The sequence below is a fragment of the Flavobacterium reichenbachii genome, assembly GCF_002217435.1.
Lineage (GTDB): Bacteria > Bacteroidota > Bacteroidia > Flavobacteriales > Flavobacteriaceae > Flavobacterium > Flavobacterium reichenbachii.
The window spans coordinates 76,619-103,549 of the sequence record NZ_MUHF01000023.1 but is presented as its reverse complement, the minus strand read 5'-3'; the positions used below and the strand labels follow the sequence as shown (position 1 = coordinate 103,549).

The 26,931-nt window shown below is 31.8% G+C and carries 28 protein-coding genes; 21 read left to right on the top strand and 7 right to left on the bottom strand.

Annotation, left to right across the window (positions count from 1 at the left end):
* Window positions 1-24: 24 nt before the first annotated feature.
* The gene (locus B0A68_RS19760) at window positions 25-405 is read right to left on the bottom strand and encodes a hypothetical protein (RefSeq protein ID WP_035681594.1); all 381 of its coding nucleotides are present in this window, start codon (window positions 403-405) and stop codon (window positions 25-27) included.
* 30 nt (window positions 406-435) lie between these two features.
* Window positions 436-792 (bottom strand): roadblock/LC7 domain-containing protein, encoded by a 357-nt coding sequence (locus B0A68_RS19755; protein WP_035681597.1) that lies wholly within the window; start codon window positions 790-792, stop codon window positions 436-438.
* 179 nt (window positions 793-971) lie between these two features.
* Between B0A68_RS19755 and B0A68_RS19750 the strand changes: the two genes are divergently transcribed.
* Together B0A68_RS19750 and B0A68_RS19745 are read left to right on the top strand one after the other, a co-directional pair.
* Window positions 972-1,187 carry a hypothetical protein gene (locus B0A68_RS19750; protein WP_035681598.1) on the top strand — a complete coding sequence of 72 codons (216 nt, stop codon included), beginning with the start codon at window positions 972-974 and terminating at the stop codon, window positions 1,185-1,187.
* A 120-nt stretch (window positions 1,188-1,307) separates the two neighbouring features.
* On the top strand, window positions 1,308-1,925 hold the full coding sequence (locus B0A68_RS19745) for a lipoprotein signal peptidase (RefSeq protein ID WP_035681599.1): 618 nt from the start codon (window positions 1,308-1,310) through the stop codon (window positions 1,923-1,925).
* A 91-nt stretch (window positions 1,926-2,016) separates the two neighbouring features.
* Here the strand turns inward: B0A68_RS19745 and B0A68_RS24545 are convergent, their stop codons facing one another.
* Window positions 2,017-2,172 (bottom strand): hypothetical protein, encoded by a 156-nt coding sequence (locus tag B0A68_RS24545; RefSeq protein WP_165571317.1) that lies wholly within the window; start codon window positions 2,170-2,172, stop codon window positions 2,017-2,019.
* Between the two features lie 131 nt (window positions 2,173-2,303).
* Between B0A68_RS24545 and B0A68_RS19740 the strand changes: the two genes are divergently transcribed.
* The 4 genes from B0A68_RS19740 to B0A68_RS19725 all read left to right on the top strand — a co-directional run bounded on the left by B0A68_RS19740 (window position 2,304) and on the right by B0A68_RS19725 (window position 11,127).
* The gene (locus B0A68_RS19740; RefSeq protein ID WP_035681601.1) at window positions 2,304-5,462 is read left to right on the top strand and encodes a UvrD-helicase domain-containing protein; all 3,159 of its coding nucleotides are present in this window, start codon (window positions 2,304-2,306) and stop codon (window positions 5,460-5,462) included.
* A gap of 71 nt (window positions 5,463-5,533) precedes the next feature.
* On the top strand, window positions 5,534-6,727 hold the full coding sequence (kbl, locus tag B0A68_RS19735) for a glycine C-acetyltransferase (protein WP_035681605.1): 1,194 nt from the start codon (window positions 5,534-5,536) through the stop codon (window positions 6,725-6,727).
* A gap of 113 nt (window positions 6,728-6,840) precedes the next feature.
* Entirely contained in the window at window positions 6,841-8,301 is a 1,461-nt protein-coding gene (locus B0A68_RS19730; RefSeq protein WP_035681607.1) for an OmpA family protein, read from the top strand.
* A 63-nt stretch (window positions 8,302-8,364) separates the two neighbouring features.
* Window positions 8,365-11,127 (top strand): PD-(D/E)XK nuclease family protein, encoded by a 2,763-nt coding sequence (locus B0A68_RS19725; protein WP_035681610.1) that lies wholly within the window; start codon window positions 8,365-8,367, stop codon window positions 11,125-11,127.
* A gap of 510 nt (window positions 11,128-11,637) precedes the next feature.
* On the opposite strand, the gene B0A68_RS24540 is transcribed toward B0A68_RS19725, so the two are convergent.
* Window positions 11,638-11,781, bottom strand: coding sequence for a hypothetical protein (locus tag B0A68_RS24540; RefSeq protein WP_165571318.1), 144 nt, complete (start codon window positions 11,779-11,781; stop codon window positions 11,638-11,640).
* A gap of 288 nt (window positions 11,782-12,069) precedes the next feature.
* Between B0A68_RS24540 and B0A68_RS19720 the strand changes: the two genes are divergently transcribed.
* Window positions 12,070-12,390: a roadblock/LC7 domain-containing protein gene (locus tag B0A68_RS19720; RefSeq protein WP_035681612.1), complete on the top strand. Its 321-nt coding sequence runs from the start codon at window positions 12,070-12,072 to the stop codon at window positions 12,388-12,390.
* Between the two features lie 19 nt (window positions 12,391-12,409).
* Window positions 12,410-12,784: a hypothetical protein gene (locus B0A68_RS19715; protein WP_035681615.1), complete on the top strand. Its 375-nt coding sequence runs from the start codon at window positions 12,410-12,412 to the stop codon at window positions 12,782-12,784.
* 78 nt (window positions 12,785-12,862) lie between these two features.
* Here B0A68_RS19715 and B0A68_RS19710 read toward each other — a convergent pair whose 3' ends face one another.
* Entirely contained in the window at window positions 12,863-13,639 is a 777-nt protein-coding gene (locus tag B0A68_RS19710; RefSeq protein WP_035681617.1) for an alpha/beta fold hydrolase, read from the bottom strand.
* Between the two features lie 189 nt (window positions 13,640-13,828).
* Window positions 13,829-15,121: an aminopeptidase P family protein gene (locus B0A68_RS19705; RefSeq protein ID WP_035681619.1), complete on the bottom strand. Its 1,293-nt coding sequence runs from the start codon at window positions 15,119-15,121 to the stop codon at window positions 13,829-13,831.
* A gap of 567 nt (window positions 15,122-15,688) precedes the next feature.
* Here B0A68_RS19705 and B0A68_RS19700 point away from each other — a divergent pair.
* The 12 genes from B0A68_RS19700 (at window position 15,689) to B0A68_RS19645 (ending at window position 24,471) form a co-directional block, all read left to right on the top strand.
* On the top strand, window positions 15,689-15,988 hold the full coding sequence (locus B0A68_RS19700) for a hypothetical protein (protein ID WP_035681621.1): 300 nt from the start codon (window positions 15,689-15,691) through the stop codon (window positions 15,986-15,988).
* A gap of 202 nt (window positions 15,989-16,190) precedes the next feature.
* The gene (locus B0A68_RS19695) at window positions 16,191-16,883 is read left to right on the top strand and encodes a hypothetical protein (RefSeq protein WP_035681623.1); all 693 of its coding nucleotides are present in this window, start codon (window positions 16,191-16,193) and stop codon (window positions 16,881-16,883) included.
* An 89-nt stretch (window positions 16,884-16,972) separates the two neighbouring features.
* On the top strand, window positions 16,973-17,605 hold the full coding sequence (locus tag B0A68_RS19690; protein ID WP_123947530.1) for a hypothetical protein: 633 nt from the start codon (window positions 16,973-16,975) through the stop codon (window positions 17,603-17,605).
* A 174-nt stretch (window positions 17,606-17,779) separates the two neighbouring features.
* The gene (locus B0A68_RS19685) at window positions 17,780-18,391 is read left to right on the top strand and encodes a hypothetical protein (protein WP_051892449.1); all 612 of its coding nucleotides are present in this window, start codon (window positions 17,780-17,782) and stop codon (window positions 18,389-18,391) included.
* A gap of 73 nt (window positions 18,392-18,464) precedes the next feature.
* Window positions 18,465-19,175: a transglutaminase domain-containing protein gene (locus B0A68_RS19680; RefSeq protein WP_165571319.1), complete on the top strand. Its 711-nt coding sequence runs from the start codon at window positions 18,465-18,467 to the stop codon at window positions 19,173-19,175.
* 135 nt (window positions 19,176-19,310) lie between these two features.
* Window positions 19,311-19,766, top strand: a complete 456-nt coding sequence (locus B0A68_RS19675) for a GNAT family N-acetyltransferase (RefSeq protein ID WP_035681628.1) — start codon at window positions 19,311-19,313, stop codon at window positions 19,764-19,766.
* Window positions 19,767-19,847: 81 nt separating this feature from the next.
* Window positions 19,848-20,588, top strand: a complete 741-nt coding sequence (locus B0A68_RS19670) for a LytTR family DNA-binding domain-containing protein (RefSeq protein WP_035681633.1) — start codon at window positions 19,848-19,850, stop codon at window positions 20,586-20,588.
* A 100-nt stretch (window positions 20,589-20,688) separates the two neighbouring features.
* Window positions 20,689-21,243 (top strand): hypothetical protein, encoded by a 555-nt coding sequence (locus tag B0A68_RS19665; protein WP_035681634.1) that lies wholly within the window; start codon window positions 20,689-20,691, stop codon window positions 21,241-21,243.
* A 123-nt stretch (window positions 21,244-21,366) separates the two neighbouring features.
* Window positions 21,367-22,149: a tetratricopeptide repeat protein gene (locus B0A68_RS19660; protein ID WP_165571320.1), complete on the top strand. Its 783-nt coding sequence runs from the start codon at window positions 21,367-21,369 to the stop codon at window positions 22,147-22,149.
* Window positions 22,150-22,200: 51 nt separating this feature from the next.
* Window positions 22,201-22,572 (top strand): hypothetical protein, encoded by a 372-nt coding sequence (locus B0A68_RS19655; RefSeq protein WP_035681639.1) that lies wholly within the window; start codon window positions 22,201-22,203, stop codon window positions 22,570-22,572.
* 76 nt (window positions 22,573-22,648) lie between these two features.
* Window positions 22,649-22,834: a hypothetical protein gene (locus B0A68_RS19650; RefSeq protein WP_035681641.1), complete on the top strand. Its 186-nt coding sequence runs from the start codon at window positions 22,649-22,651 to the stop codon at window positions 22,832-22,834.
* Window positions 22,835-23,112: 278 nt separating this feature from the next.
* Window positions 23,113-24,471 (top strand): hypothetical protein, encoded by a 1,359-nt coding sequence (locus B0A68_RS19645; protein WP_035681642.1) that lies wholly within the window; start codon window positions 23,113-23,115, stop codon window positions 24,469-24,471.
* Window positions 24,472-24,544: 73 nt separating this feature from the next.
* Here B0A68_RS19645 and B0A68_RS19640 read toward each other — a convergent pair whose 3' ends face one another.
* Window positions 24,545-25,906, bottom strand: a complete 1,362-nt coding sequence (locus B0A68_RS19640; RefSeq protein ID WP_035681643.1) for a hydroxymethylglutaryl-CoA synthase family protein — start codon at window positions 25,904-25,906, stop codon at window positions 24,545-24,547.
* A gap of 356 nt (window positions 25,907-26,262) precedes the next feature.
* Between B0A68_RS19640 and B0A68_RS19635 the strand changes: the two genes are divergently transcribed.
* Window positions 26,263-26,928: a succinate dehydrogenase cytochrome b subunit gene (locus B0A68_RS19635; RefSeq protein WP_035681646.1), complete on the top strand. Its 666-nt coding sequence runs from the start codon at window positions 26,263-26,265 to the stop codon at window positions 26,926-26,928.
* Window positions 26,929-26,931: the final 3 nt, after the last annotated feature.

Below are 26,931 nucleotides of genomic sequence, written 5' to 3'. Positions count from 1 at the left end.
AGCAGTTCTAATTAAAAAATGGAATTACGCTAAATTCTTTTCTAATTCCGATTTGTGTTTTCTTAATATAGCTCTAGTCATCCCTAAATTTGCTTTAGCAGAATCTGCAGCCAGATAAATCATGAACTTTTTGTTCGGTGAAATGTCAATAATGTGAATTTGATTAGAAAGAGTGATCAAAATATCTTCAATATCCTGATTTAAATTCAAAGCTTTCACAGCGTTTAGTTTTGCTTTTACAACTTCAAGGTTGTAAGCAGCGGCCAGCTCAGGATCAAATGAAGGGTCAATAGTCAGATTTCCAAAGCTTAGGCCTGATTCAATTTCGGTAACAGCGACAGCAATAAAGCCGTTTACGTTTGTTTTCATTTCATTTAAAAACACGTTTAAAAAATCGTTACTCATAGTTTGTTGGGTTTGTTGTTAATGGATTATTTATTTTAATAGGGAATTTTTGCTTAATTGACTCGAAACTTCTTCTATAGAACGCATTAATAAAGCCAGATTACTGCCTTCTCTTGAAAATGCGACTAAAAAGTTTGTACCGCTGATTTTGTTTCCGACAACAACACCTTCGGAAGTTTTTAAATATAGTTGTTTTAGGGCTCCTTTTTCTAAATCAATTAGAAATTTTTCGCTCATAGATAAAATAGCAGCGCTCATTGCTGCAATACTGTCTCCGTGGTCCAGGTTTTGAGAAGTGATTAGCTTTCCCTTTCCATTTGTGATTAAGGCTGACGTGGATTTTGTGTCTACCAGAAAGTCGTTTAAGATGGTTGTGATTTCGTTCATGGTTTTGTAGGATTTCGGAAAATAGTTAAAATTAATTCATATAGGTGGTGGATTTCAAAAAAACATTGCTTTTGTCATAAACAATTGTTAATTTATGTTAACAAATATAAATTAATTTATGTATTATTGTAATACCAATTTGATAAATTTTAAATTATTCACTATAAAAAACTTACACAATGGCTAAAGTACTGAAATTCAAAGAAGTAAACTCTGATGTTGAGAGCAGATTGAAAGAGTTCGAAAAATTGCGTATAAAATTTAAAGCTGAAGTAAAAAAGACTGAAGTTAAAAAAGCAGCAACCGGAAAAGAGAATAAAGGGCTGCTTAAATCTATTTCAGATTTCTTTGCCGATAGTCCGAAAACAATAGTTGCGACTCCGGCAAAAAAATAGACTTTAAGCTTAATAGAATACTAATTGATTTTATTTTGTTTTATTAGAAAAGAATTAACGCTCCTTAAGGAGCGTTTTTTTTGATTTAATTGTTATTTTTGCGCATCAAAAAATTATAAAATGTCATTACGAAAAGCGTATTTCCTTATATTTCTAGTTCTAATTGTTGACCAGCTCTCAAAAATCTATGTAAAAACAAACTTTATATTAGGTGAATATGGTGAGGTTAAAGTTTTTGATTGGTTTAGAATTCATTTTATTGAAAATGAGGGAATGGCATGGGGAACAAAAATCCCGGGAGAATATGGAAAGTTAATTTTGACTGTCTTTAGAATTTTTGCTGTTGTCGGAATTGGTTATTGGCTGGCAGATTCTGTAAAAAAACGCCAATCCAATTATCTGATTGTTTCTATAGCATTAATTTTTGCAGGAGCCGCAGGAAATATAATTGATTCTGTCTTTTATGGAGTTATTTTTGACGGAAGCAGTCATAATTTGGCAACATTATTTTCTCCTAATCCTTATGGAACATGGTTTCACGGTTTAGTGGTTGATATGTTTTATTTTCCGATCTGGAAAGGTATGCTGCCATCTTGGATTCCCTTTTTTGGAGGAAAAGAGTTTACCTTCTTTAATGCTATTTTTAATGTTGCAGATATGGCAATTTCTGTAGGAGTTGGAATATTGTTGTTTTTTAATAAAAGAGCATTTCCAAAAACTGAAAATACTGCAGAATAATTATGCGTAACAAGTATATTGACGATGAATCTCATTTTGTAACGCGTGCTGTCGTTTTCTTATCTATAGTTTTTTGTTTCATTGTCTTTAATTATCTTTTTATTGATCCAAATGGCCGTTCCTGTTTAGGACCGCCCAGAGTTTTGGTCTTTGGAATGCTTGGTTTTCCATTCATTACATTAATGCTTCTTTTAGATCTAATCGTATTGGCTTTTTTAAAGGCTTTAAGCTGGACAAAAGCCTTCATAAACCTTGTACTTTTTCTAAGTATGATCTTCTATTTCTATTTGGTTTTTTAATTAACTTTATAGGCATTCTTTCTTTTTTATATTCATCTGTGCTTTAGAAATAGTATTTTTACCATTTAAAATATAAACTATGCAAAGTCCGTCTTTCTCTATTTACGATGCATCTGCAGGTTCGGGAAAGACCTACACTTTGGTTAAGGAATATCTTAAAATCATTCTTTCGTCACCAAAAAATGATGCCTATCGTAATATTCTTGCCATAACTTTTACCAATAAAGCTGTTCATGAAATGAAAAGTCGTATTGTGGGGAGTTTATCTGAATTTGCAAAAGAAGTACCTTCCGATAAAGCATCAGATTTAATGGAAGATTTATCTCGGGAAACGGGTCTTTCCATAATTAAAATTAAAGTAAAATCTCAAAACATTATCAAGCACCTAATCCATAATTATGCTGCTTTTGATATTTCTACTATAGATAAATTTACTCACAAAGTGATTCGGGCGTTTGCTCATGACTTGAATCTTCCGATGACTTTTGAAGTTACGCTCGATACGGAAAACTTGTTGATAGAAGCTGTTGATGCGATTATTGCTCAAGCCGGTCAAGACGAAACACTGACGAAATTGCTCATCGACTTTACGATGGAAAAAACCGACGATGATAAAAGCTGGGATATTTCGCGTGAAATTCTGGAGACAGGTCGATTGGTTTTGAATGAAAATAATCGCAATGAAATCTCGCATTTTCAGGATACAACTATTGAAGAGTTCCTGGAGATTAAAAAGAAAATGCTGGCGCTTTGTAAAACCTTAGAAGAGGAGAATGGACAGTTTGCTTGTGATGTTATTTCTCTGATTGAGAAAAATGGGATTGATCCTAAATCATTTTCAAGAGGAACTTTTCCTAATCATTTAGAAAGCATTCGGGACGGAAAATTTAATCCAAGAAATAAAACTTTTCATGAATTTGATGATATTGCGATTAATAAAACTGCAAAAGACCGTACGTTAATTGAAAGTCTCATTCCTGATTTTCTTCAGGCATTAGATAAAATTTATAAAAATTTTGAAAAAAGAGATTTTTACAAAGCTTTCCTGAAAAATATAACACCGCTTTCGCTGCTAAATACGGTAAGTAATGAATTGGCAAAAATTCAATCAGAGCAAAATATTTTGTCTATTTCTGAATTTAATGCTATTATTCACCGTGAAATTCAGAATCAGCCGGCGCCCTTCATTTATGAACGTTTAGGCGAACGTTACCGTCATTTTTTTATTGACGAATTTCAGGATACTTCAGAAATGCAATGGCAGAATTTGATTCCGCTGATTGATAATGCGCTTGCCGGTCAGGATGATTTAGGAAATAAGGGAACATTAATGATTGTTGGAGATCCTAAACAATCAATTTATCGCTGGCGCGGAGGTAAAGCAGAACAGTTTATTGAATTAAGTAAAGATGCTAACCCATTTAGTAATCCAGATAAAAAACTCGAGAATTTGAATACAAATTACCGCAGTTATAGTGAGGTAATTGACTTTAATAATGATTTTTTTAGGCTTATTTCGACTGAATTTTCAAATGCAGATTATAAAGATTTATACGAAAATCATAGTTTTCAAAATACAAATTCAAAAAAAGGAGGTTATGTCAATATTTCTTTCCTTCCTGTAATTGATAAAAATGATTTTGCTGATGAAGAAGAGGTGGTTGAAAAATCTGACCTGTATGTTCTCGCGACTTTAAATACAATTCAGAATGTGGTTCGGCAAGGTTTTCAATATAAGGATATCGTAATCTTAACCCGAAAAAGAGATCAGGGAATCGCAATTGCGAACTACTTAACAGAACAGAATGTTCCCCTTATATCTTCGGAAACGCTGATGATAAAAAATGCGAAAGAAGTCCGCCTGATCGTACATCTTTTAAAATATCTGAGTAATAGTGCAGATTTAGAATCAAAAGCAAATTTTCTTCATTTTTTAGCAGTGAATATGGAGGTTGATCTCCCAATTCATGATTTTATAGCAAAAGGAATGTCTCAGAAAAGAGAAAATGACTTTGAAGCATGGCTTTTAGGGTTTGATGTTTCCCTTTCTTTTGAAAACATCAGAAAAAAATCGCTTTATGAAGCGGTTGAAATTATTATTTCAAAATTTGTACTTCCGTCAGAAGGGAATGCTTATGTGCAGTTTTTTCTTGATATCGTTTTAGAGCGAGACATAAGAAATCAGGCTGGTATTTCTGATTTTTTAGTTTTCTGGGATAAAAACTCAGAGAAGTTTAGTATTCCGTCTCCAGAAGGGAATAACGCTGTGCGTATTATGACCATTCATAAATCTAAAGGACTGGAGTTTCCGGTTGTGATTATGCCCTTTGCAGAAGAGGATTACAGCAGAAAACCAAAAGACAAATTATGGCTGGACACAGAAGAAACTGATTTGAATGTTCCTAAAGCTTTAATTGATAACAGCAGTGCTGTAGAGGGTTTTGGGGAAAATGCTCTGGCGGTTTTTAATTTAAAAAAACAAGAAGAACTCTTAGATAATATAAATGTTTTGTATGTGGCTTTAACTCGTGCAGAAGAGCAGTTGTATGTTATTTCGCAATCATTAAAAGAAAGGAAAGATGGTGAATATCCTAGTAATATGGCATCTTTTTTTATCAAATATCTTATTTATAAGGGTGTATATGATCCTGAAAAATTAGAATATGAGTTCGGAAATAAAGTAAAGCTTTCATCTGTAAAACATACAGTAGATTTGGTGAAAACGATTCCAATGGTTTCGCATGTTTTAAATCCAAAGAATATAAAAATTGCGCAGAGAGAAGCTTTAATGTGGGGAACGCATCAGCAAGAAGCAATTTCGTACGGAAATATTGTGCATGAAATTTTGGCTTTCGTAAAAGATAAATCAGATATAGATTTGGCGGTTTCAAAAGCAATTGAAAACGGTTTAATTGTATTTGATCAGGTTGAAATTGTTTTAAGTACACTCCGAGAAATTGTAAACCATCCTGAGCTGGAAAATTGTTTTAATGGATCCTATACGATTTTAAACGAGCAGACCATTATTCAAAAGCATGGAAAAATTTTAAAACCAGATCGCGTTATATTAACTCAAAACAAAGAAGCTTTTCTTTTGGATTATAAAACTGGTGCAGTAAATCTCAAATACAAACAGCAAATTCAAGAATATCAGGATGCTATTGAAGATTTAGGATATAAAGTGTTAAAAAAAGCTTTGGTGTATATAGGAGCCAATATTGATGTAGTAAATTTGTGAAAAAATTAATCAGATGTTAAAGGTTTAATGATGGTTATATTGTTAATATTTAACGTTTTAAATAAATAAAAATGTACGGAAAAATTAAAGAACATCTGCAAAGTGAGCTGCAGACGATTGATGAAAATGGGATTTTCAAAAAAGAGCGTATTATAACTTCTGCACAAGGGGCAGAAATTACAATTTCTACCGGAGAAACGGTTTTGAATTTTTGTGCAAATAACTATCTGGGACTTTCTTCACATCCAGAAGTAGTTCAGGCTGCAAAAGATGCCATGGATACACATGGTTTTGGTATGTCGTCAGTTCGTTTTATTTGTGGTACTCAGGATATTCATAAGACTTTAGAAAAAAAGATAGCTGATTTTTATGGTACAGAAGATACTATTTTGTACGCAGCTGCTTTTGATGCTAATGGAGGTGTTTTTGAGCCTCTTTTAGGTGAGAATGACGCCATTATTTCAGATAGTTTAAATCATGCATCAATAATAGATGGTGTTCGTTTGTGTAAAGCTGCTCGTTATCGCTATGAAAACAGCAATATGGAAGATTTAGAACAGCAGTTGATCAAAGCTAATGAAGCAGGAACACGTTTTAAATTAATTGTGACCGATGGAGTTTTTTCTATGGATGGTCTTGTGGCGCCATTAGATAAAATTTGCGATCTGGCTGATAAATACGATGCTATGGTTATGGTTGATGAATGTCACGCCGCTGGATTTATTGGTGCAACTGGAAAAGGAACACTAGAAGCAAAAGGTGTGATGGGAAGAGTAGATATTATAACTGGAACTTTGGGTAAAGCGTTAGGCGGTGCAATGGGAGGTTATACTACTGCTAAGAAAGAAATAATCGAGCTGCTTCGTCAGCGTTCGAGACCATATTTATTTTCTAATTCACTTGCGCCTGCAATTGTAGGAGCGTCTATTAAAGTATTTGAGCTTTTAGAAAAGGATACTACCTTAAGAGATAAGCTCGAATGGAATACAAATTATTTTAAAGAAGGTATGAAAAAGGCCGGCTTTGATATTATAGACGGAGATTCTGCAATCGTTCCTGTTATGCTGTACGATGCTAAATTATCCCAAACAATGGCAGATGAATTATTGAAGCAAGGTATTTATGTAATCGGATTCTTCTTTCCTGTTGTTCCTAAAGAAAAAGCTAGAATTAGGGTGCAGCTTTCGGCAGCTCATACTAAAGAACATTTAGACAGGGCGATAAAAGGTTTTGAAGTTGTCGGAAAAATGTTAAAAGTTATATAATTACCATATACCCCAAATTTTTGTAGGTTTTTTTTAACATTTCATTTTGTATTTAAAAAATTTGGTGTTACTTTTGCTAGTAATTAACTAAATTGTAATTAAAAAAATTAAGTATGAAACATCTTAAAAAACTTTTAGTTGCTGTACTGATGGTGATGGGTCTGGCTCCTCAAGCTTCTCACGCGCAAGACAGTAACAACCCATGGGCTATCTCATTTGGAGTTAATGCCGTTGACACTAGAACTAGCTCTGGTGCAGGAAGTGGTTTCTTTGATCAACACTTTTCTCAGCCATTCGCTGTAAAAGACAACTGGAACATTCTTCCTTCTTTATCTTACATTGGTGTGTCTAGATATGTAGGGAGCGGTTTCTCTTTAGGTTTACAAGGATCTGTAAACAAAATCGATAAATTAGTAACTTTCTCTCCATTTGCCGCAGGTCATGACGGTAGAGGAAATGTTGTTACTAATCCTGGTGACTTGATGTATTACGGAATTGATGCTACTATTAAATATAGCTTCAAAGAATTAATTAAATCTAAAGTAATCGATCCTTCGTTATCTGTTGGTGGAGGTTATACTTTCTTCGGAGATAGTAGTTTTGGAACTGTTAATCCAGGTGCTGGTTTAACTTTCTGGTTTACTGATGCTATTGGTCTTGAATTAGCTACAAGATACAAATGGGTTGTTTCTCCTAACGAAACTAAAGCAACTGACAGATCTGTATTTCAACACACAGCTGGTCTTATCTTCAAATTTGGAGGAAAAGATACAGATGGTGACGGAATCTACGACAAAGATGATGCTTGTCCAGATGTTGCTGGTTTAAAACAATTCAACGGATGTCCTGATACTGACGGTGACGGAATCGTTGATGCTTCAGATGCTTGTCCAGATGTATTTGGTTTAGCTGCATTAAACGGATGTCCTGATACTGACGGAGACGGAATTGCTGATAAAGATGATGCTTGTCCAGATGTTGCTGGTTTAGCTGCTTTAAAAGGTTGTCCTGATACTGACGGAGACGGTATTGCTGATAAAGATGACAAATGTCCTACAGTTGCTGGTCCTAGAGAAAATGGTGGTTGTCCAATCTTAGACGCTGATAAAGATGGTGTTGCAGATAAAGATGACGATTGTCCTACAGTTGCTGGTCCTGCTAGTAACAGAGGATGTCCAGAAGTAACTTCTGAGGCTTTAGAAGATCTTAAAGTTCAAGCTAGAGCGGTATACTTTAACTCTGGTAAAGCTACTTTCAAAACAGGAGACAAAGAAACTCCAGCTAGATTAGAGGCTATTAAAGAAATCCTTAAAAACTATCCAAACGCGAAATTCAGTGTTGAAGGTCACACAGATAGTACAGGTTCTGCTAAAGTTAACCAAAAATTATCTGAAGACAGAGCTGCTGCTGTAATGAATGCTTTAATTGAAAGAGGAGTTAATCCAGAGAACTTAGAGTCTAAAGGATTTGGTTCTACTCAACCAGTTGCAAGTAACAAAACTGCTGCAGGTAAAGCACAAAACAGAAGAACTGAAATCAAACATATTGGTTCTAAATACCAAGGTAAAATCTAATTTACCTTTTAAATAAATACTAAAAGCCATTCTTAATTGAATGGCTTTTTTTATTTTTACAATATGGTAAATCCTTCTTTTCTTCAAAAAATAGCTGCCTTTGTAATTCAGGATTATTCTTCAAAACTTGCTGATATTACAATAGTGCTCCCTAACAAAAGGGCAAAGGTTTTTTTGATTGAAGCCTTAAAAAACGAAACTAAAGCGACAATTCTTAGTCCGGAAATAGTTAGTATAGAGGATTTTGTACAAGATATTGCGGCTGTTAGATCAATAGATTCTATTGAACTTTTATTTGAGTTTTATGAAGTCTATTTGTCAGTGACTGATAAACAGAATCAACAATCATTTGAATTATTTGCTAACTGGGCAAAAACACTTTTGCAGGATTTTAATGAAATTGATCGTTATCTTTTAGATCCATCACATGTTTTGTCTTACTTGAAAGATATTGAAGATATTAAAAAATGGGGAATTGAAGTTGAAAATAAAACAAAACTCTTAGAAAACTATATTGATTTTTGGAAATTACTCCCATTGTATTATGAATCTCTGTACGGACATTTGCTTAATAAATCAATAGGATATCAAGGATTGATTTACAGAGAAGCAGTAAATAATCTGAATCATTTTTCTAATACAATTACAAATCGAACTTTTATTTTTGCTGGATTTAATGCATTAAATGCTGCAGAAGAAAAAATTGTGCAACATCTTTTAGCGTTGGATCAGGCTAAAATTTATTGGGATGTTGATCAGGCTTTTTTAAACGATCCTTATCATGACGCTGGATTATTTGTTCGTCGTTTTAAAGAAAGCTGGAAACATTATAAATCGAATCCATTCGAATGGATTGTTGATGATTTTTCTCAACATAAAAATATTCACGTAATTGGAACTCCAAAAACGATTGGACAAGCTAAAATAGCAGGAAGTATTATTGAAAATATAATAAACGAAAACCCTTTAGTATCTCTGGATAAAGTAGCAGTAGTTTTAGGAGAAGAGAACTTATTGGTTCCGGTGTTGTATTCTCTGCCGTCTACAGTCGGAGCTCTTAATATTACAATGGGATATTCTGGAAAGAATAATCCATCCCAGATATTGATTGCAAAATTGTTTAAAATGCATACCAGTGCAATTTCCCGAAAGGGGGGCAGTTATGTCTTTTATTATAAAGATGTACTCGATATTTTAACTCATCCTTTGGTAGAGCCATATGCAAGCACTAGGGAGCTTGTCAGAATTGTCAAAGAAAACAATTATACTTTTGTAACTCATAGTAAACTTGTTGAGCTAAATCCAAATCAATCGATTTTATTTACACTGCTATTTCAAAAATGGGAAAGTGGTTCAGTGGCAGTTTTGGAAACTATTTCTGCGTTGCTGCTTTTGATCAAAGAGAATTTCAGTAATGATAATGAAGAAGAAAAAATAGCTAAAACTTTTGTTTTTTCTGTTTTCAAAGTGATTAATAAGCTTATTAATTATTATTCGCTGCATAAGCATATTGATAATATAGATACTTTGTATGCCATATACAAACAGATAATTGATATCGCAGAAGTTTCTTTTGAAGGAGAGCCTTTAAGAGGTTTACAAATTATGGGAGTGTTGGAAAGCCGTGTTCTGGATTTTGATACCGTAATTGTGACTTCTATGAATGAAGGTAAATTTCCTGCCGGAAAATCTCAAAACTCTTTTATTCCTTATGATGTAAAAAAGGAATTAGGACTGCCAACCTTTAAAGAGAAAGACGCGATTTATACGTACCATTTTTATCATTTGCTTCAAAGGGCAAAAAATATTTACCTGATTTATAATACAGAAAATGAAGGACTGGATGCAGGAGAGCGCAGTCGTTTTATTACACAGTTGGAAGTAGAAAGACAAAAAAAGCACAATCTTACATTTGATATTTACAATCCTGTTTTGCCTGCAACGGCATACGAATCTATGGTTGTTCCTAAATCTGCTGCGGTAATGGAACGTTTGAAGGAAATTGCCGAAACTGGATTTTCGCCATCTGCATTAACAAGCTACATTCGAAATCCTATTGAGTTTTATTTTCAAAAAATTCTCCGAATCCGCGAAGTAGAAGAAGTAGAAGAAAATATTGCTTTAAATACTCTGGGGACCATAATTCATGAGACATTAAAGTCATTGTACGAGCCTTTTATTGGAAAATTTATTTCAGAACACGATCTTTCTAATTGTTTAAAATTATTGGATGAAGAAGTTTTGAAACAGTTTAAGCTTGTTTATAAAGAAGGTGAAATCAAGAAAGGAAGGAATCTTTTGGCTTTTGAGGTTGCAAAACGTAATGTTTCTAATTTTATAAGAATGGAAATAGAAGCGGTGAAAAACGGTGATTCTATTAAGATTATAGCTTTAGAAACTACATTTCAATATGAGCTGAATCATCCGAGCCTTCCGTTTCCTGTTTTGCTAAAAGGAAATGTGGATAGAATCGAACTTAGAAACGGCAGAATAAGAATTATTGATTATAAGACGGGAAAAGTTGAAAAAGCCAATGTTATCTTGAAATCATGGAATGGATTAACACAAGAGCTTAAAAACGATAAAATAATACAAGTATTAGCTTATGCCTTAATGTTTCAAAACGAAGCCAAAGATGTGCCTGTTGAAGTTGGGATTATTTCCTTTAAAAACCTGAAGTCTGGTTTTCTGCCTTTTGGATTTAAAGAAGAAAAAGAGCTCACTACGACTGTAACTCCTGAAATCTTAAATAACTATCTGGAACAAATCGTTTTATTGTTAAACGAAATTTTTGATACTGCAATTCCTTTTGAAGAGAAGGTTTAAAGAAATCTGATGGAAAACAAATGTATCTTATTAAAAAAAAGGATTCAGGTGTTGTTTAGATAATTTTGGTTATCTGCGTAAAAATCAATTTATTCCAATTTATTTGTCGATTTCTATTTCATCAAATTTTCCATCGCTAAACAAAATAGACGTATTTTTTTAAAGAATGAATTTATTTAAAATATTTTCAAAAACAGATTAATTCGTTTTATTCTGGAAATTGAATTGTCTTAAAGAAAAGGCGGTGCTTTTTTTATAACATAAAGTCTGTGCAGTAAAAATAGATTCTGTCAGATTATCCCCCGATATCACTGGTCTCGCGAAAGAAAGTGTTAAAAGTAAATTCGTACAATAAAGAATTTTAGTGCGATAGAGTAAGTAAAAGAATGTAATAAAAGTTTTTACATTCATTAGTTTTTACTGATAGTCTTAAGATGCAGATAATCAATATAAAAGCTGAATTTTTTAAAGAAAAGTTCTCTAGAAAATTCAGCTTTTTATAATTGCTTTTTAGCTAAATATTTTTTTGAAGAAACCTTTTTTAGCAGGTTCCTCAGAAACAGAATTATTTATACTTCCGTTTTCAATTCTAAATCTTCTAAACTTCATCAGTTTTACATTTAAATCAAAGCGTAATTCATCAACAGTTTTCATCGCGTTAAATTTTTTTGCAAATGTAAAGAAAACTAATGGAAATTAAACTTTGTTTATGCTCGTGGCATTAGAAATGAGTTTAATGAAACGAAATGTTAATTTTTTCTCTATATCTGTTTTTTCTGTTAATTTTTTTTGAAGATTTTATTCTAAAAAAAGCGAATAATTATGCTATAAACAAAAGTGATTCAATGGGTTGTGATTGATTGTTTTTTAACAAGTGTTTATCGGATAGTTGAATTTTATTGAAATAACTTTGAACTTTCTAAAATATAATTAAAAAAGAATATGATTAATTTAAACACATTAGTAGAGGAGACAGGAGCAGAATCTGGATTAAGTTTTAACATTGACGGAATCTTAACAGAATCTGTTAATTTAGAATATGACGGAAATGTTGCTGCAATGATAGGAATGATTTTAAAAATGTGTTTAGAGATGTCAGAAGATGTTAATAATGGTGACCTTAAACAAGTTATGATTAAAAACAATGATGGAATAGTGGTGGCGAGCAAAGATTCAGAAGATAACTGTGTGGCTTTGCTGTCTAAAGATGTGAGCAAAATGGGTCTTTTACTTCGTAAGATGGACTCAATTTTCAATAATTAATTAAATATAAATACAAAACATGTCAGATTTTTTACAAGATTTTCAAAATGATCTAAAAGAGAATATTAACGGATTTATTGCTGTTTCGGTAACTGAGGTTGAAACAGGAATGTCTTACTGCTCATTAACTGTAGATCCAAATTTTGATCCTGAATTGGCGTCTGCTTATAATTTAGAAGTTGTAAAAGCTAAAATGAATGCGATTAAAGCATTGGGCTTAGATCAAAAAATTGGCGATATTTTAATTTCGCTTACAGATCAGCTGCATATTTTGGATGTTTCTGAAGACGGAAGATATTTTATATACTTAGCAGTAGATTCTAAAAAAGCTAATCTAGGTTTAACGAGAGCAACATTATCAAAATATAAAAAAGATATTGTCTCAAAATTATAATAATATTGCCCCCAAGAATGAGAAAAAGGCTGTTTCAAAATATTTTGAACAGCCTTTTTTGATTTTATGGACAGAATTTTAATTGATAAATTTCAGTAAAACATCTTTTAGTTCTTCTTTATTTTCGATGTGGCTCATATGTCCATCGTCAAAAGAAACCAGTTGAGCATTTGTACCTTCGATCTGGCCAATATTTTCCTCATAATTTAAAACAGGATCTTTTTTTCCTAAAACTAACAAAAGCGGAAATAAATTCTGCTTAAGAAATGATTCTCTGTCTTTTCTGATTTTCATGCCTTCCAGCGACGCTACAATTCCCTGCAACGGTGTTTTTAGAGCTTGTTCTTTTGCCTTTTCAATTTCTTTTTCTAATCGGGTGCGGTTATTTTCGCTGAATAAATTGGCAATTGCCAGACTTACAAAGTTTACATAACTTTGTTTTACTGCTTTTATCGCGCGCGTTCTGTTTAATTTTTTCTCGGCATTATCCTCCTTAGAAGTTGAATTCAGCAACGCTAGTTTCTGAACTTTTTCCGGATACAATTCGGCGAAAGCCAAAGTAACATAACCACCCATAGAATGTCCTGCAATAATTGCTTTTTTGATTTCTAAATGCTCCAAAACTTCATTTACAACATGGGCATTATCTTCCATTTCATGAACATAACCCAAAGAATCTGTCTCGCCGTGACCTAATAAATCGATTGTAATAACGCGATGACTTTTAGAAAAAAGTTCAACATATTCCTCCCACATTTTTTTGTTTTCCAAAAAGCCATGAAGAAATACAACCGCGTTTCCTTCGCCTGAATCTGTAAAAGATATATTGGTGTTTTTATATAGAATGTTTTTCAAAATAATGTTTTTTAAGTATAACACAAAGATAATAATTGACAAGCCATATAAAGGCTATAAGTTTATTTCAGTTAAAAATAATAATTATTTGAGGCAGTTTTAAATGAATTCTTAGTGCTGAATAATTTAAACAAAAATAGCCGACATTTCTGCCGGCCATTTTATATAAAATATATTTTTTATATGCTCTTAAGAATTCATCAACGTTTCAATTTCGTCAATTTCTACAGGAATGTTACGCATCAGGTTAAAAGGTTCTCCTTTTTCCTGAACGACAACATTGTCTTCAAGACGGATTCCGAATTTTTCGTTCGGAATATAAATTCCAGGCTCAACCGTAAATACCATATTGGCTTTCATTGGCTCATGAAGCAATCCGTAATCGTGCGTGTCCAATCCCATGTGGTGAGAAGTTCCGTGCATAAAATATTTTTTGTACGCTGGCCATTCTGGGTTTTCATTCTGAACATCGGCTTTGTCTAATAAACCCAAACCAAGCAGTTCTGATGTCATGATTTTGCCTACTTCAATATGATACTGTTTCCAAAGTGTTCCTGGAGTAAGCATTTTTGTTGCTTCATTTTTAACATTCAAAACCGCTTTGTAAACTGCTTTCTGGCGATCAGAAAAACGTCCAGAAACCGGAATCGTTCTCGTCATATCGCTTGAATAATTTGCATATTCAGCAGCAACATCCAATAAAATTAAATCTCCAGCTTTACATTGCTGATTGTTTTCTATATAATGTAAAACATTCGCATTGTTTCCAGAAGCAATAATTGGTGTATAAGCAAAACCTTTAGAACGGTTACGAATGAATTCGTGCGCTAGTTCAGCTTCGATTTCATATTCGGTAACATTTGGTTTTACAAACGATAATAATCTGAGGAAACCTTTTTCTGTAATGTCGCAAGCTTGTTGAATCAAATCGATTTCTTCGCTTTCTTTTACAGAACGAATGCGCTGTAAAATTGGGTTACTTTTAGCAACATTATGTGCCGGATAACGTTCTTTCCACCATTTTACAAAACGAGCTTCGCGAGTTTCTGTTTCAACAGTTGCGCGATAATGTTCGTTGGTGTTAATGTACATTGTGTCGGCGTAGGTCATCATTTCGTTCAAAATTTTATGAAAATCCTGCAGCCAATAAACTGTTCTAATTCCCGAAACCTGAAAAGCACGTTCTTTAGTTAGTTTTTCACCTTCCCAAACTGCGATATGTTCGCTGGTTTCTTTCAAAAAAAGGATCTCTCTTTGACTTTCATAAGGTGCATCCGGAAACAAAAGCAAAATGCTTTCTTCCTGATCTACACCGCTCAGATAAAAAATATCTCTGTGCTGCGCAAACGGCAAAGTACTGTCGGCGCTAATTGGGTAAATGTCATTTGAGTTGAAAACGGCAACCGAATTAGGTTTCATTTCTGCCGTAAATTTTCTGCGGTTTTTTACAAAAAGAGCGCTGTTTATTTGATGATATTTCATAATAAATTGAATTTTGAACTTCGATTTTCAAAATTAGTGATTTTTAGAGAAGTGACGTAAGATTGATTTATTAAAGTTTTCTTATTTGTTTGAGATTTTTTCTTTCACAGATTTCGCAGATTTTTAATAGTTCCGCAAAAGAAACCTAACAGGTTTTTAAAACCTGTTAGGTTTGTCGTAGTTTCATTTTTAGGCAATTTTTGGCGATTTTATCTCACGCAGATTTGGCAGATTTTTTCTTTTCAAATTCGCAGGTAACCATAATCTTGTCATTTCGACGAAGGAGAAATCTGCGCAAGAAACTCTACAAAGAGTGAAAATCTCAGCAACTTAGAACCTTAACATCTCAGGATCTTAATTTGGGCGTGACCCTCCGGGTCGTCCCGAGGCTTCGGGATCGGCTATATCTTTTATTCCGCTCCGCTCCATAAAAGGATACCGCCTCAATCCCTCACGCGAATCTCGGTTTCATAAGAAAGCAAAGGTTTATAGATGTTTTTGATTATTCAGAATAGTGTATTGTTTTAATTCTTATTTTCGGTTTATAAAATCAATAAATTAAAATAAATGTCAAATTATAAGTGGACAACTAATTTGAGTATTGCGACTCCAATGATTTTAATTGGATCCATAATTATTTCAGGAGGTGGACACGGATTTACAAATCAATTGATTGTTTTGTTTCCTTGGGCATCTATATTTTTATCAATTGACTTTGAATTTCTTTTTTATTTTTTTGCTTTAATACAATTTCCTATTTATGGAATTTTGTATGATAAGGCTTTTAATAAAGTAAAAACTTTATTTGTAATTGGGATTATTCATTTTTTAATAATGTTAGCAGTTTTATTCTTAAAGAATAAGTGAAATGTAGTTTGGTAGTACAGATTTGTAATCCTAATAAATTTTCATTCGGCGGTATCTTTTGCTCCGTTTCACTTCACAAAAGGATACCGCCTCTATCCCTCACGTTGGCGGTTTCATAAAAAATTTATTATTCTTATAATTTTATTTTACCAATTCTGAGAATTTGTATATTCGTTTAAGAAAACAAACTAAAAAACTATAAATGAAATTTAAAACAATAGTTATATCGTTCGTCTTTTTAGTTTTTTTCAGTTGCAAGCAAACTCCGGCTGCGATAAAATTAAAAGTAGCGTTTTCAGATCAATCAAAAAAAGAACTTCCCCAACTTTATTTTATAGATGTTTATAAAGACGGAAAAATATTTAAAAAATACGAACGCTTTAGAAAACCTCGTATCGAAAAGGAAATTTTGATCGATAGTCTGGATAATGGAGAATATGAATTTGTTTATTTAAATTTTTTAAATCAATCTCTAACAAGAACTATCGAAGTAAAAGAGAATAAGGTATATAATATCTCAATCTATCCTGATTATTCAGATTACAAAGAATTCATTAATAAATCATTTGTTAGAAATTTGAAAGACAACCAAAAGGTAGAATTCTATTATGAAAGTTCAGGATGTTTTCATTCTTTTGAAGGAAATTTAATAGTTAGCAAAAGAGATAATAAATATTATGCTGAAAGTCGCGGTTCGTCTAAAAAGCTGAATAAAAAAGAATTAGAAGCGATAATTCAAATGGAGTGCGAGTTGAATCTTTTGAATAAAGGAGGATGTACAACAGATGATAGTTACATTGTTAAATTTGGAAACGAACAAAAACAATTTAATGATAGAACCTGTGCGTGGGAAGGCTGGAGAACAATGTGGAAACAAATTGGTTTGAAAATATGAGTTTTGAAGTTAAGCCGTTCCGTCTCTAAAAGATAATTTTAATAAATAAAAATAAACTCATTTAATCAAGCTGCTTTATGAAACCAAATATGAAATTTTTTATTTCAATTCTCTTGATCGGATTTTCAATGTTTTCTTGCTCATCAAAAGATAATGAAGAAGATTTTTGGAACTGGTTTTCATCAAATCAGGAAAGAATTTATAAATTTGAAAATAACCAGGAAGAAGTTTTTGATGAATTACATGAGAAATTAATAGAAATTGACTCAAATCTTGTTTTCGAATTTAGTAAAATACGTAAAGATAGTACTAGAGAGTTTATAATATCGGCAGATGGTATTACAGAATCTTTTCCGGCAGTAATTAAACTCGTAGAAAAAGCGCCAAAATTAAAAAAATGGGAAGTTAAAGCTTTCAGGCAGAGAAATTCTGGAGACGGTTTGCAAATTGTGTATGATGATTCATTAAAAATAGCTTACGATGATATTTATTTTCGTCACAAAAAAAAATTAGGGAAACTTGATATTGAATTAAATATTAGAAATTATAGAGAATCTGCAGAGATGATGAATGCTACATATATTTTACTTGACGGCTTAATTGGTGAATATGATATGGTAACAAAAATAAATGGCATTGAATGGAGGAAATTAGAAGAAACACAAAAAGATTCATTATACAAAATTATCAAATTACGAGAAATCGTTGATTCTCTAAAATAGAAAGCAGCGAAAGGAGTATGTTAAAATCTATTCCTGCAGCAATAATCAAGTTCAAAAAAACAGAAGCAATCAAACTTCAGTTTTTTATAGATATTACGATTACACCTGCGTATGGAATGGCTGGTCAAATTTATTTAAAATAATTAAGTTGAAATCTAAAGTTTGATTTTTAGGATGAACAATGAAAACGTAAAATTATTAAGAAATAAAATTTCAGTTCCTTTGAATATTGCTCTTGAGCTTCTTAAAAAGAATAATGGAGATATTGAATTATGCGAAAAGGAATTTCATGACGATAATATTCAAAAAATCTGTGACAGAACAGAATGTGATTATGAAACCGCCAAAGAAAATTACAAAATCTGCAATTGGGATATTACAAAAGCAATCGAAAGAATTAATCAAAAACTCGTTATAATTTCAACAGGCAAAACAACAGATTCTAAAATTGGTTTTATTTTATGGCCAGAAAATGCAGATGGAGAAGCGTATAAAACAGAGAAAAGAAACGATGCTTTTATACCAGCTGAAAATTTTGATCTTATTTTAAAAGAGTTTCAATCTGTTTTTCCATTACGTAATCCTTGGAATGATCTTGTTGAAGATGAATTTGATATAATGGGCAGTAATTTCTTTGACAATAAAACGTGTAGAGAAATTGTAGAAAAAATAAACCAAATAAAAAATGAAGATGAAAAAGTGCAGACTTTTCTAAAAGAATTTCTAATCTGGTTAAACGACAAATTAGTCTACGCAGATTATATTGTAGTTTATGGAAATTTATAAGCAGTTTATGAACTTAAAAATCAAAATCAGAAATTTGAATGTCTAGGTTTGAATGAATATTTATAGAGATAAAATGAAAGAACTTATAATTGAAAGTGTGAAAAAAATCCTGCTAATAATAATGATTTTATTTATTTCGAATTTCGGCTATGCTCAAATGAAGAATTTTCAAGAGATAGAAAAATATGTCAAAAACGTTCCGGAATCTGAAACTTTAGATGTGGCGATTTTGACTCAATACTTAAAGAAAAATGCTAAAACCAAAACCGAAATTTTAGCAAGAGTTTATTTTTGGATGATAGAGAATATAGAATATGATTGGGATGCTTTTTTGAATAATAAGAACATTGATGTTTCTGCTGCAGTAACATTAGCAAACAAAAAATCTGTTTGCTCAGGTTATGCCAATTTGTTTAAAGCAATTTGTGATAATGCTAAGATTAAATGCGTTGTAATTATTGGTTATGCGAAAGGATATGGTTATAATGGTAAAAAATTGAGTGAACCAAATCATGCTTGGAATGCAGTAAAGCTTTATGATAAATGGGAGTTAATTGATGTTACATGGGGAAGAGAATCGACTCTTACCAATGATGGGGAGCAGAATTCGTGGAATGCCAGATATTTTTTAGATGACCCAAATGACTTTATTCTAGAACATTTTCCCCAAGATGAAGTATGGCAATTATTAGACAACGAAATAAGTATAGATACTTTCTTTAGTAATAAAATGGAAGAGAATAGGAGGGCGAGATCGGATTATGAAATTATAATTGAAGAATAATTATGTAAGTAAAAGACATAACAGTAAGAAAAATCCAAACCCAAGATCTAGATTTCGTCTATAAAGCAATTTACGAAAACCTTTGTCAAAGTTTTAAACTTTGACAAAGGTTCAATAGATTTAAATTTCAAATCAATGATAATTCAAAAAGCCAGTATAACCGACCATGAAGTTCTCACAGAAATAACCAAAAAATCAAAAGCATATTGGGGATATTCGGTAGAACAAATTCTAGAATGGGATAAAAACCTAACGATTTCCAAAGATTATATTAGAGATCAAAATGTATTTAAGTTAGTAAATGACAATTTAATTATAGGTTATTATTCTTATGTTTTTAAAGAAGAAAAGGTAATTGAGCTCGATAATTTATTTATATTCCCCGAATATATTGGGAACGGATTAGGGAAATATTTGCTTTTAGATTTCTTAAACCGAATAAAAGAAACTAACATAGAAAAGATAATTCTCGATTCCGAACCAAACGCAGAAGGTTTTTATTCGAAAATGGGATTTGTAAAAATTGGCGAATTTGAAACTTCCATAAAAAACCGTTTTATGCCCATTATGGAAATGAAAGTTATAGGGTAAATTGCAATGTCAGACCTAACAGGTTTTTAAAACCTGTTAGGTCTCCTGTAGAATTAAAATCAATAAAAGGATTGTGAAAAAATGAAACAGCTAAATATTTCCATAAAACATAATCTTATAGTAGGTTTATTGATTGCATTATGGCTCTTTATTTTTGCTTTCATCATAAAACCTTTTGATGACGGAACTATAAATTTCAGATCTTGGCTTTTAATCAGTATTGGATTTAGCGTTTTGGCTTTTTTATGTTATGCTGTTTTGGTTTTCATTCAAAAACAAGTCTATCGGAGAATATTAAAATGGAATCTCACTTTAGAAACTTTAAGTGTTTTCTTTTTTTATTTTATTTATTTGATTGGAATTTACGCCTATTATAAAAGCCCGATCTTAAAAGGCGGATATGATTTCGCCGAATTCTTTTCAATAATTTTCGTAAAAGTAGTTTTGATTTTGACACCGCTAATTATTCTCGCAAGAAGATATTTAGTGAAACTCATTCCTGTAAAGGAAGATGTTTTAATCATTAAAGGTGAAAATAAATTGGATATTTTAAAAATAAATAAAGCAGATTTGGTCTGCATTTCTAACGCTCAAAATTATATTGAGATTTTTTACACCGAAAATGATAAACTGAAGTCAAAACTAATTCGGACTTCACTCAAAAAAGTTCAGGAAGATTTCGATTTCCTAATTCAAATCCATCGATCTCATTTAATAAATCCGTCGCATTTTAAATCGTGGAGAAACCAAAATACCGTTATTCTCACTCAAATAGAACTTCCGGTTTCTAAAAGTTTTAAAGAAAGCTTATTGACATTATAATTTCGTACCTAAAACGATGTGTTTTGTACCAAAGCCAATAAAATCAGTATTTAATAAAGTTTTCCATTTTAGTTTTGTCTCATCAATTTAAAATTAATTTATGAAAACAAAACACCTTTGCCTCTTCGGATTATTATTTTTCCTGATCAGTTATGTATTCTTTTCCAATATTTTGCTAGATTTTAAACAGTCAATAGATTTTGCACATTGGTTTAATTTAATCGGAGCTTGTTTGTTATCGTCATTCAATGATGTTTTTCCTAAAAACAAGTTGAGTTTCCTCGCTTCTATTGCAACTACTTTAGGCGTTATTGCTCATGTTGGTCTCTGTACGATTGACTTTATAATGTGGAGTTATCAAAATAATGAAATTGCAAAACAAGCATTAAGCGTTCAGATTAGTAATACGCCTTCTATTTTTTATCCTTTTATTGTTATAGGACCATCTTTGCTATTTATCGGTCTGTCTTTGCATGCTTTAAATTTTATCAAAAGTCATTTAGTATTGGCTTTAATGGTTGCGATTAGTTCAATTGCAATTGGCTTTTCGTTTTTTGTTTTGAAAGACGGAATTTATATGCTGTTGAGTTGTGTGGTTTTTGTTTCGGGATTGGGTTTTCTAATTTGTAAGAATGATAATAGTAAATTGTATTGAAATCTATATATTTGAATTTTGAACTATTTGTTTTTGAATAGCAAATGAAATACTCCAAATATGTATAAGATTTTCAGCTTGATTTTTTTCGCTCTAACATTAAATCTGTCGGCACAAAGCCAAATGAAGTTTGATAAAAAATTTGTTCAAAGCGAAGATAAATGGATTGCGTTTCAGGCCGACAGTACGGGAGCGCATAATTTTGGATTCATTTATATAGATTCTCAAGCCGGGTTGACATTTGATTTTAAAGGTACTTTTATAATTGATGCCAGTGGAAAATTCATTCCGACTATAAGAGACAAAACAAGTTCTATGAAATTTAGATTGCAGCCTAATAATACACTAGTAGCTTTTATTCCAGAATCGAAGTTTCAAGAATTGCATATTGATAAAATTCCAGAATGGCTCAAATTTTACAAAAAAGAAGAAGGTTCTATAAAACAGCTTTACGATTGGGGTTATATGTATAACGGCTGGAATGAATGTCAAAAAGCGCTGGAATATCTAGAAAAAGCAGATAAAATTAACCCTGAATACAAAGGACTTCAAGTAGAAATGGCATTTTCTTATAACGGTCTAAAACAATATCAAAAAGCGGTAGAAGTTTTGCAAAAAGCCTTAAAAAGTAATCCGCTCGACGCTTACACCAATAAAGAATTAATTTACGCCGAAGTTAAAAATGATCATTTAGAAGAAGCTAAAGTTGTTTGCCGTAAGGTTTTTAAAGAATGCAAAGATAAAACGTACCACGGCGAGAACGCTTTTAATATTTTGGGTGCTTATTATGAAAAAAAAGATATTAAAAACTTCGACAGCTGGCTGGCAGAGGCAAATATTTATATAGTTGGGAATCCAAAACTTAAGTCTCTGGCAGAGCAAATGAAAGCACAATTAGGGCAGTAAAATCAAATGTGATAGATTTGCCATAGAAATAAAACAATAATAAACTTAATCTTGAATAAATATCTAAAATATCTTCTTTCTCTCTTTCTGGTTTTTGCCATGATTGCGACTGACGGCACTTTAGGTTCTCAATCCAAATCAGCGGCTTATTATCAATCTTCGTATGTAATTTCAAAACGCGAATTAGATTTTAAAATTTTCCATTTACATGTATTTCAAAAGGGAAAATCTTCTGAAAAAACTTCTTTTTCTGTTTTTGTAACTTATCTGAAACTTAAAATTGTTTTCGGTTTTTATGTTAAAGGCGTAGTGCAATTGCAAGCGCTGCTTCATCAAAATATAAATTCATTTATAAAACAATCTATTTTTGTAAATGAAATAGAAACTTCAAAAAACTTACGTACAAGTTTATACATCGCTTAAGGAATTTATTTCTTAAGTACTTATGCTTTTAAGGCATAAAATGATCTGTAATGTCTAATCATTTATCATTTTCAAAATGTATAAACACAAAAATAAAACACGTTTAGAGCAATCTAAGCAGCCACTTCTTTATTGGGTAAAAAGAAAATTGCTTTTAATAATAACCGCCTTTATGTTAGGAATGTCCAACGGAATGAATGCCGAAGATCGATCTGTAAATGGAAATTTTATTCAGACCGAACAACAGGATAAAAAGGATTAATTTAGTTGTTTAGGACGTCGACCTTTGTCAAAGTTTAAAACTTTGACAAAGGTTTTTGACACGATCTTGTCATTTCGTTTTCGGATTAAATTAAAAGACCAGGCAGGCATAAAGCTTTACTTCACAACAAATATTTGCTATTTCTTGCGTAGGCATTTCAAAAGTTTATATTTTTAAGAAATTTCTTGTATTATAGAATGAAATTAGATGGATATTTGTAAGTGCAAAGGAGATTATTAAAATTTTAATTGAAGTAAAAAGAATATATAAATTAAATAATGATAAAGTCTTATAAAACAGTAGTAATAATTCAAATTCTAGTAATCCTGATTGGCGGTTTTGCGCTCCATGATTTTCATTACACAAACGATTTTAATCGACTTCCAACAACTATTGTTTTATTGATTGGTTCATCGGTTTTAATTTTATGGATGTTTTCGATACTCATTCAAATGTTAATTGCCGGAATTTTCTATTCCAATTCGACAATTAATGAGGTAAGCAAGGATGTGATGAATGATAAATTTTGGAGAAACTCATTTTCTATTAATCTCGGTTTCGGAATTCTTGCTTTTATAGTTTCTGTTGTGGCAATTGTTTCAAATTTGGATTTAGCAGTTCCAGGATATGACTCTAGTGATCGATTTTTTATTTCTTTAGCAATTTTGATAGTCTCCAGTTTGGTAATTAGCCTTTTACTGCACATAAAAAAATCGGTTAATATAACAACAAAGCTGTTAGGATTTTTAATGATTTTGATTTCTGTAATTGTTTTTGCAGGATCATTATTTGTCGCGTCAACTAATGCATTAATGGTAAAGTCTTATAATCGTGACAGTTTATACGGGATTTTAAAAAAAATACTTGGAGAAGATGTCGAAACTCCTTCAAATGAAAAAAAAGTTACAAAAGTGGTAGTCCCAGTAAAAGTAGTAAGTAAGGATGATGCAAAAGAATCAGATCACGATTACTACGGATTTAGTAAAATGAGTTTTCCAGATCTTGAAACAGGAGATTATTTTATAGAGCTTTTCGATGAAACATATACCAAATCAAAGGTTCAGGAACTTTTCGGATTTTTTTTATCTGATTTCTTGAGTTTGCAAAGAAAACAATCGATTTGTTATTTGAGAGGATCAATAGAATTAGGTTTTTATTCTTATAGGTATGACGATTTGGTAGCGGTCGATAAAATGATCGGGCGAAACCCTGAATCAATTCAAAAAACATTTGATAGTTATAGTCCTTTGATTTATGCTTTTATTTCAGATGAAACCTATTACGATTCCAATCTAAATGTTATTGTAGATATTTTGATTGAAAGTCATAACGATATTTATAGGACTGAAAATCCAGAAGAGGCTCTAAATAAAATCTATAAAATAATGGTTTTAGGAAAAAATACACAGTATCCTGATTTTCATTTTAAAGAACTCAGTAAGTTTGCTTCGAAAAAGGTGTTGGATTTAATTAAACAGAATACAAAAGGCGATCCAGATCCTGATTACAGCGTAAAAGTAAGTACATTTTGGATTTACAGTTTTTGGGCTAGAAGATACAAGGAAAAAAATATTGATGTTGTGTTTGAAATTATTAAAGAAATTAAACAGCATTATGAAGTTGATGATGATCAATAATTTTCATAAAAAAAACCGAAGTCATTTCTGCTTCGGTTTTCTATTTATTGGAATTTAAAAATTTTGGAATTTCTTAATCAATCCATTTATAATATCTCGCCCCAATTAAAACAGGAATTTCTTTTTCAATTCGGTCTAAAATCCATTCGTTTTTAGGAGTTCTTACGCTTTGTTTCTGTTCTTTTTTATGAAGACTTTCATAAGTTTCAAAACCAATTTCTATGCTTTCTTCTAAGTTTTCAAAAAGTTTTACATTCTCCAAAGCTAGTTTCCATTCTGGCTGAATAGTTCCTTCAAAAACTTTCGATTTCGATCCGCTTCCATAAGCAAGGAAACCAAATTTAGTTCCGGCAACTTCTTGGTTTGTATCGTAATAATGTGCCAAAGTCGATAATAATCCCATGAAAATAGAACCTGTATAAAGGTTTCCAATTAAAGACGAAGCCAGTTCAGCAGGCTGTAATTTATCGGTTACAAATTTTCGGTAATCATCAGATTTTCCAACTTCTTTAATTTTTGTCTGATAATCTGCTGGAGTAATGTCATCAGAAATAATTTTTTCTGCACTATCTAAAGCATAAATTTCAGATAACATTCTGCGTCCCTGAAAAGAATACGGTAAGTGCATGATAATGCTGTTCCAGGTACTGTATAAAGTTTCAGTTGTGTTTTTTAATTTTTTAAAAGAAAAGTAAGCATTTCGCGTACGATCCATATAACATTGATTGGAGTATTGTCCGTCAAAAACCGGCTGATCTTTATGAATTTCGATTTCGGTTTCTAAATTGTCAAACCAAGAATCGTTATTTTTATTTTTTGTAATTTCTTCTTTCGAGATAGTTCTGTAAGGTTTAAAAAAGTCAAAAACACCTTTTGTACTCGTTGCCCAATTGTCATCAAAAGCAATGATTTTTGGATTTGAAGTTACAAGCATTGCCACCGCTCCGGCACCCTGCGTATATTCGCCAGTAGAGTTTAAATCGTATTTTGCAAAATCAGTTGTTACAACGACAGCTTTTTTTGTGGGATTTAATTTTACAAAATCCAGACAGTTTTGCAGCGCATCAACCCCGCCAATACAGGCAAAAGTAAAATCTACAACATCACATTCTGCTAAACTGTCTTCGCCAAATTTTTGTTCCATCAAAGCAATCAGATATGAACTAATTGGTTTCGAACTGTCAATCCCGCTTTCGGTACCAACATAAATCCGGCTGATTTCGCTTAGGTCTATTTTATTGTCGAGAATTAGCTTTGTTAAAGCATTTGCTCCAAAAACAACCGCGTCTTGGTGAACGTCGGGCAAAGTCATTTTTAATAATCCTAGACCTTTTTCTAATTTTTCTGGTTCAATATTTCTGGCAGCTGCCAAAGTTTTTATAGGTAAGTGTATGTTGGCTACATCAAAAGAGATAGCATCAATTCCTGTTTTCATTATTAAATTTTAAGCCGATAAAGGTAAAACTATGTGACGGACTGGCAATTTTTTGATATAATAAAATGAAGCCGGAGAATCACTTTTGAAGAAAACAACTCAAAAGTTTAAATAAAATAATAATATGATAAATTTTTAGTAAACTTCTTCATGTCGATTTTTTTAGAAAACCCTTCTGGAGTAGTTTGTTACGGTTTTCTATACTAAATTAATTGTTATTAGAAATAATTTCATAAGTAAAAATACGTATACGGGCTCTATTTTAAAATCATTATAAATAACAGCGAAATGGTTGTAGTTCTTTTGTAATTGAGTTATTTTTGTATAATTTTTTAAAACAAACTACTTAAACAATTATGGCACAATCTGCACAGTTGAATGCTTCCATCTTAAAGAAAGTGGCTATGGCTCTTTCGGGAATATTCTTAATCACGTTTTTAGCGCTGCATGTTACCTTAAATTTTATTTCTGTAATTAGTGAGAATGTCTTCAATGAAGTTTCTCATTTTATGGGTTACAATCCGCTGATACAATATGTAATGCAGCCAGTTTTGGCATTCGGAGTAATTTTGCACTTCGTAATGGGATTTGTACTTACTGCTCAAAACAGCGCAGCAAGACCAATTTCTTATGCAAGATACAATGGAGCAGCAAATGCTTCTTGGAGTTCGAGAAATATGATTATTTCTGGATTGGTTATTCTGGCATTCTTAGGATTGCATTTTTATGATTTCTGGTTTCCTGAACTTAGTTATAAATATGTAGCAGGTGAAGCACCAAATGCCACAAGATATTATGAAGATTTGGTTCATAAATTTGAAAGTCCAGTTCGTACAGGATTATACTGTATCTCTTTTATCCTTTTAGGATTTCACCTTTGGCACGGATTCGCATCTTCTCTTCAATCAATGGGGATGCACAACAAATATTCTCGATTTTTAAGTAAAGTAGGTTATGGTTTTGCTGTTGTAGTTCCAGCTGCTTTCGTGATTATCGCATTATTTCATCATTTCAATAATTAATAT

Excerpts from the sequence above, each read along its gene's own strand:
- B0A68_RS19705 (WP_035681619.1), bottom strand. The coding sequence starts at position 15,121 with ATGAAATATCATCAAATAAACAGCGCTCTTTTTGTAAAAAACCGCAGA.
- B0A68_RS19645 (WP_035681642.1), top strand. The coding sequence starts at position 23,113 with ATGATAAAGTCTTATAAAACAGTAGTAATAATTCAAATTCTAGTAATC.
- B0A68_RS19640 (WP_035681643.1), bottom strand. The coding sequence starts at position 25,906 with ATGAAAACAGGAATTGATGCTATCTCTTTTGATGTAGCCAACATACAC.
- B0A68_RS19725 (WP_035681610.1), top strand. The coding sequence starts at position 8,365 with ATGGTAAATCCTTCTTTTCTTCAAAAAATAGCTGCCTTTGTAATTCAG.
- B0A68_RS19750 (WP_035681598.1), top strand. The coding sequence starts at position 972 with ATGGCTAAAGTACTGAAATTCAAAGAAGTAAACTCTGATGTTGAGAGC.
- B0A68_RS24545 (WP_165571317.1), bottom strand. The coding sequence starts at position 2,172 with ATGAAGGCTTTTGTCCAGCTTAAAGCCTTTAAAAAAGCCAATACGATT.
- B0A68_RS19715 (WP_035681615.1), top strand. The coding sequence starts at position 12,410 with ATGTCAGATTTTTTACAAGATTTTCAAAATGATCTAAAAGAGAATATT.
- B0A68_RS19720 (WP_035681612.1), top strand. The coding sequence starts at position 12,070 with ATGATTAATTTAAACACATTAGTAGAGGAGACAGGAGCAGAATCTGGA.
- B0A68_RS19650 (WP_035681641.1), top strand. The coding sequence starts at position 22,649 with ATGTATAAACACAAAAATAAAACACGTTTAGAGCAATCTAAGCAGCCA.
- B0A68_RS19680 (WP_165571319.1), top strand. The coding sequence starts at position 18,465 with ATGAAAGAACTTATAATTGAAAGTGTGAAAAAAATCCTGCTAATAATA.
- B0A68_RS19760 (WP_035681594.1), bottom strand. The coding sequence starts at position 405 with ATGAGTAACGATTTTTTAAACGTGTTTTTAAATGAAATGAAAACAAAC.
- B0A68_RS19665 (WP_035681634.1), top strand. The coding sequence starts at position 20,689 with ATGAAAACAAAACACCTTTGCCTCTTCGGATTATTATTTTTCCTGATC.
- B0A68_RS19730 (WP_035681607.1), top strand. The coding sequence starts at position 6,841 with ATGAAACATCTTAAAAAACTTTTAGTTGCTGTACTGATGGTGATGGGT.
- B0A68_RS19685 (WP_051892449.1), top strand. The coding sequence starts at position 17,780 with ATGAACAATGAAAACGTAAAATTATTAAGAAATAAAATTTCAGTTCCT.
- B0A68_RS19660 (WP_165571320.1), top strand. The coding sequence starts at position 21,367 with ATGAAGTTTGATAAAAAATTTGTTCAAAGCGAAGATAAATGGATTGCG.
- B0A68_RS24540 (WP_165571318.1), bottom strand. The coding sequence starts at position 11,781 with ATGAAAACTGTTGATGAATTACGCTTTGATTTAAATGTAAAACTGATG.
- B0A68_RS19675 (WP_035681628.1), top strand. The coding sequence starts at position 19,311 with ATGATAATTCAAAAAGCCAGTATAACCGACCATGAAGTTCTCACAGAA.
- B0A68_RS19745 (WP_035681599.1), top strand. The coding sequence starts at position 1,308 with ATGTCATTACGAAAAGCGTATTTCCTTATATTTCTAGTTCTAATTGTT.
- B0A68_RS19635 (WP_035681646.1), top strand. The coding sequence starts at position 26,263 with ATGGCACAATCTGCACAGTTGAATGCTTCCATCTTAAAGAAAGTGGCT.
- B0A68_RS19740 (WP_035681601.1), top strand. The coding sequence starts at position 2,304 with ATGCAAAGTCCGTCTTTCTCTATTTACGATGCATCTGCAGGTTCGGGA.
- B0A68_RS19670 (WP_035681633.1), top strand. The coding sequence starts at position 19,848 with ATGAAACAGCTAAATATTTCCATAAAACATAATCTTATAGTAGGTTTA.
- B0A68_RS19755 (WP_035681597.1), bottom strand. The coding sequence starts at position 792 with ATGAACGAAATCACAACCATCTTAAACGACTTTCTGGTAGACACAAAA.
- B0A68_RS19700 (WP_035681621.1), top strand. The coding sequence starts at position 15,689 with ATGTCAAATTATAAGTGGACAACTAATTTGAGTATTGCGACTCCAATG.
- B0A68_RS19695 (WP_035681623.1), top strand. The coding sequence starts at position 16,191 with ATGAAATTTAAAACAATAGTTATATCGTTCGTCTTTTTAGTTTTTTTC.
- B0A68_RS19690 (WP_123947530.1), top strand. The coding sequence starts at position 16,973 with ATGAAATTTTTTATTTCAATTCTCTTGATCGGATTTTCAATGTTTTCT.
- kbl (WP_035681605.1), top strand. The coding sequence starts at position 5,534 with ATGTACGGAAAAATTAAAGAACATCTGCAAAGTGAGCTGCAGACGATT.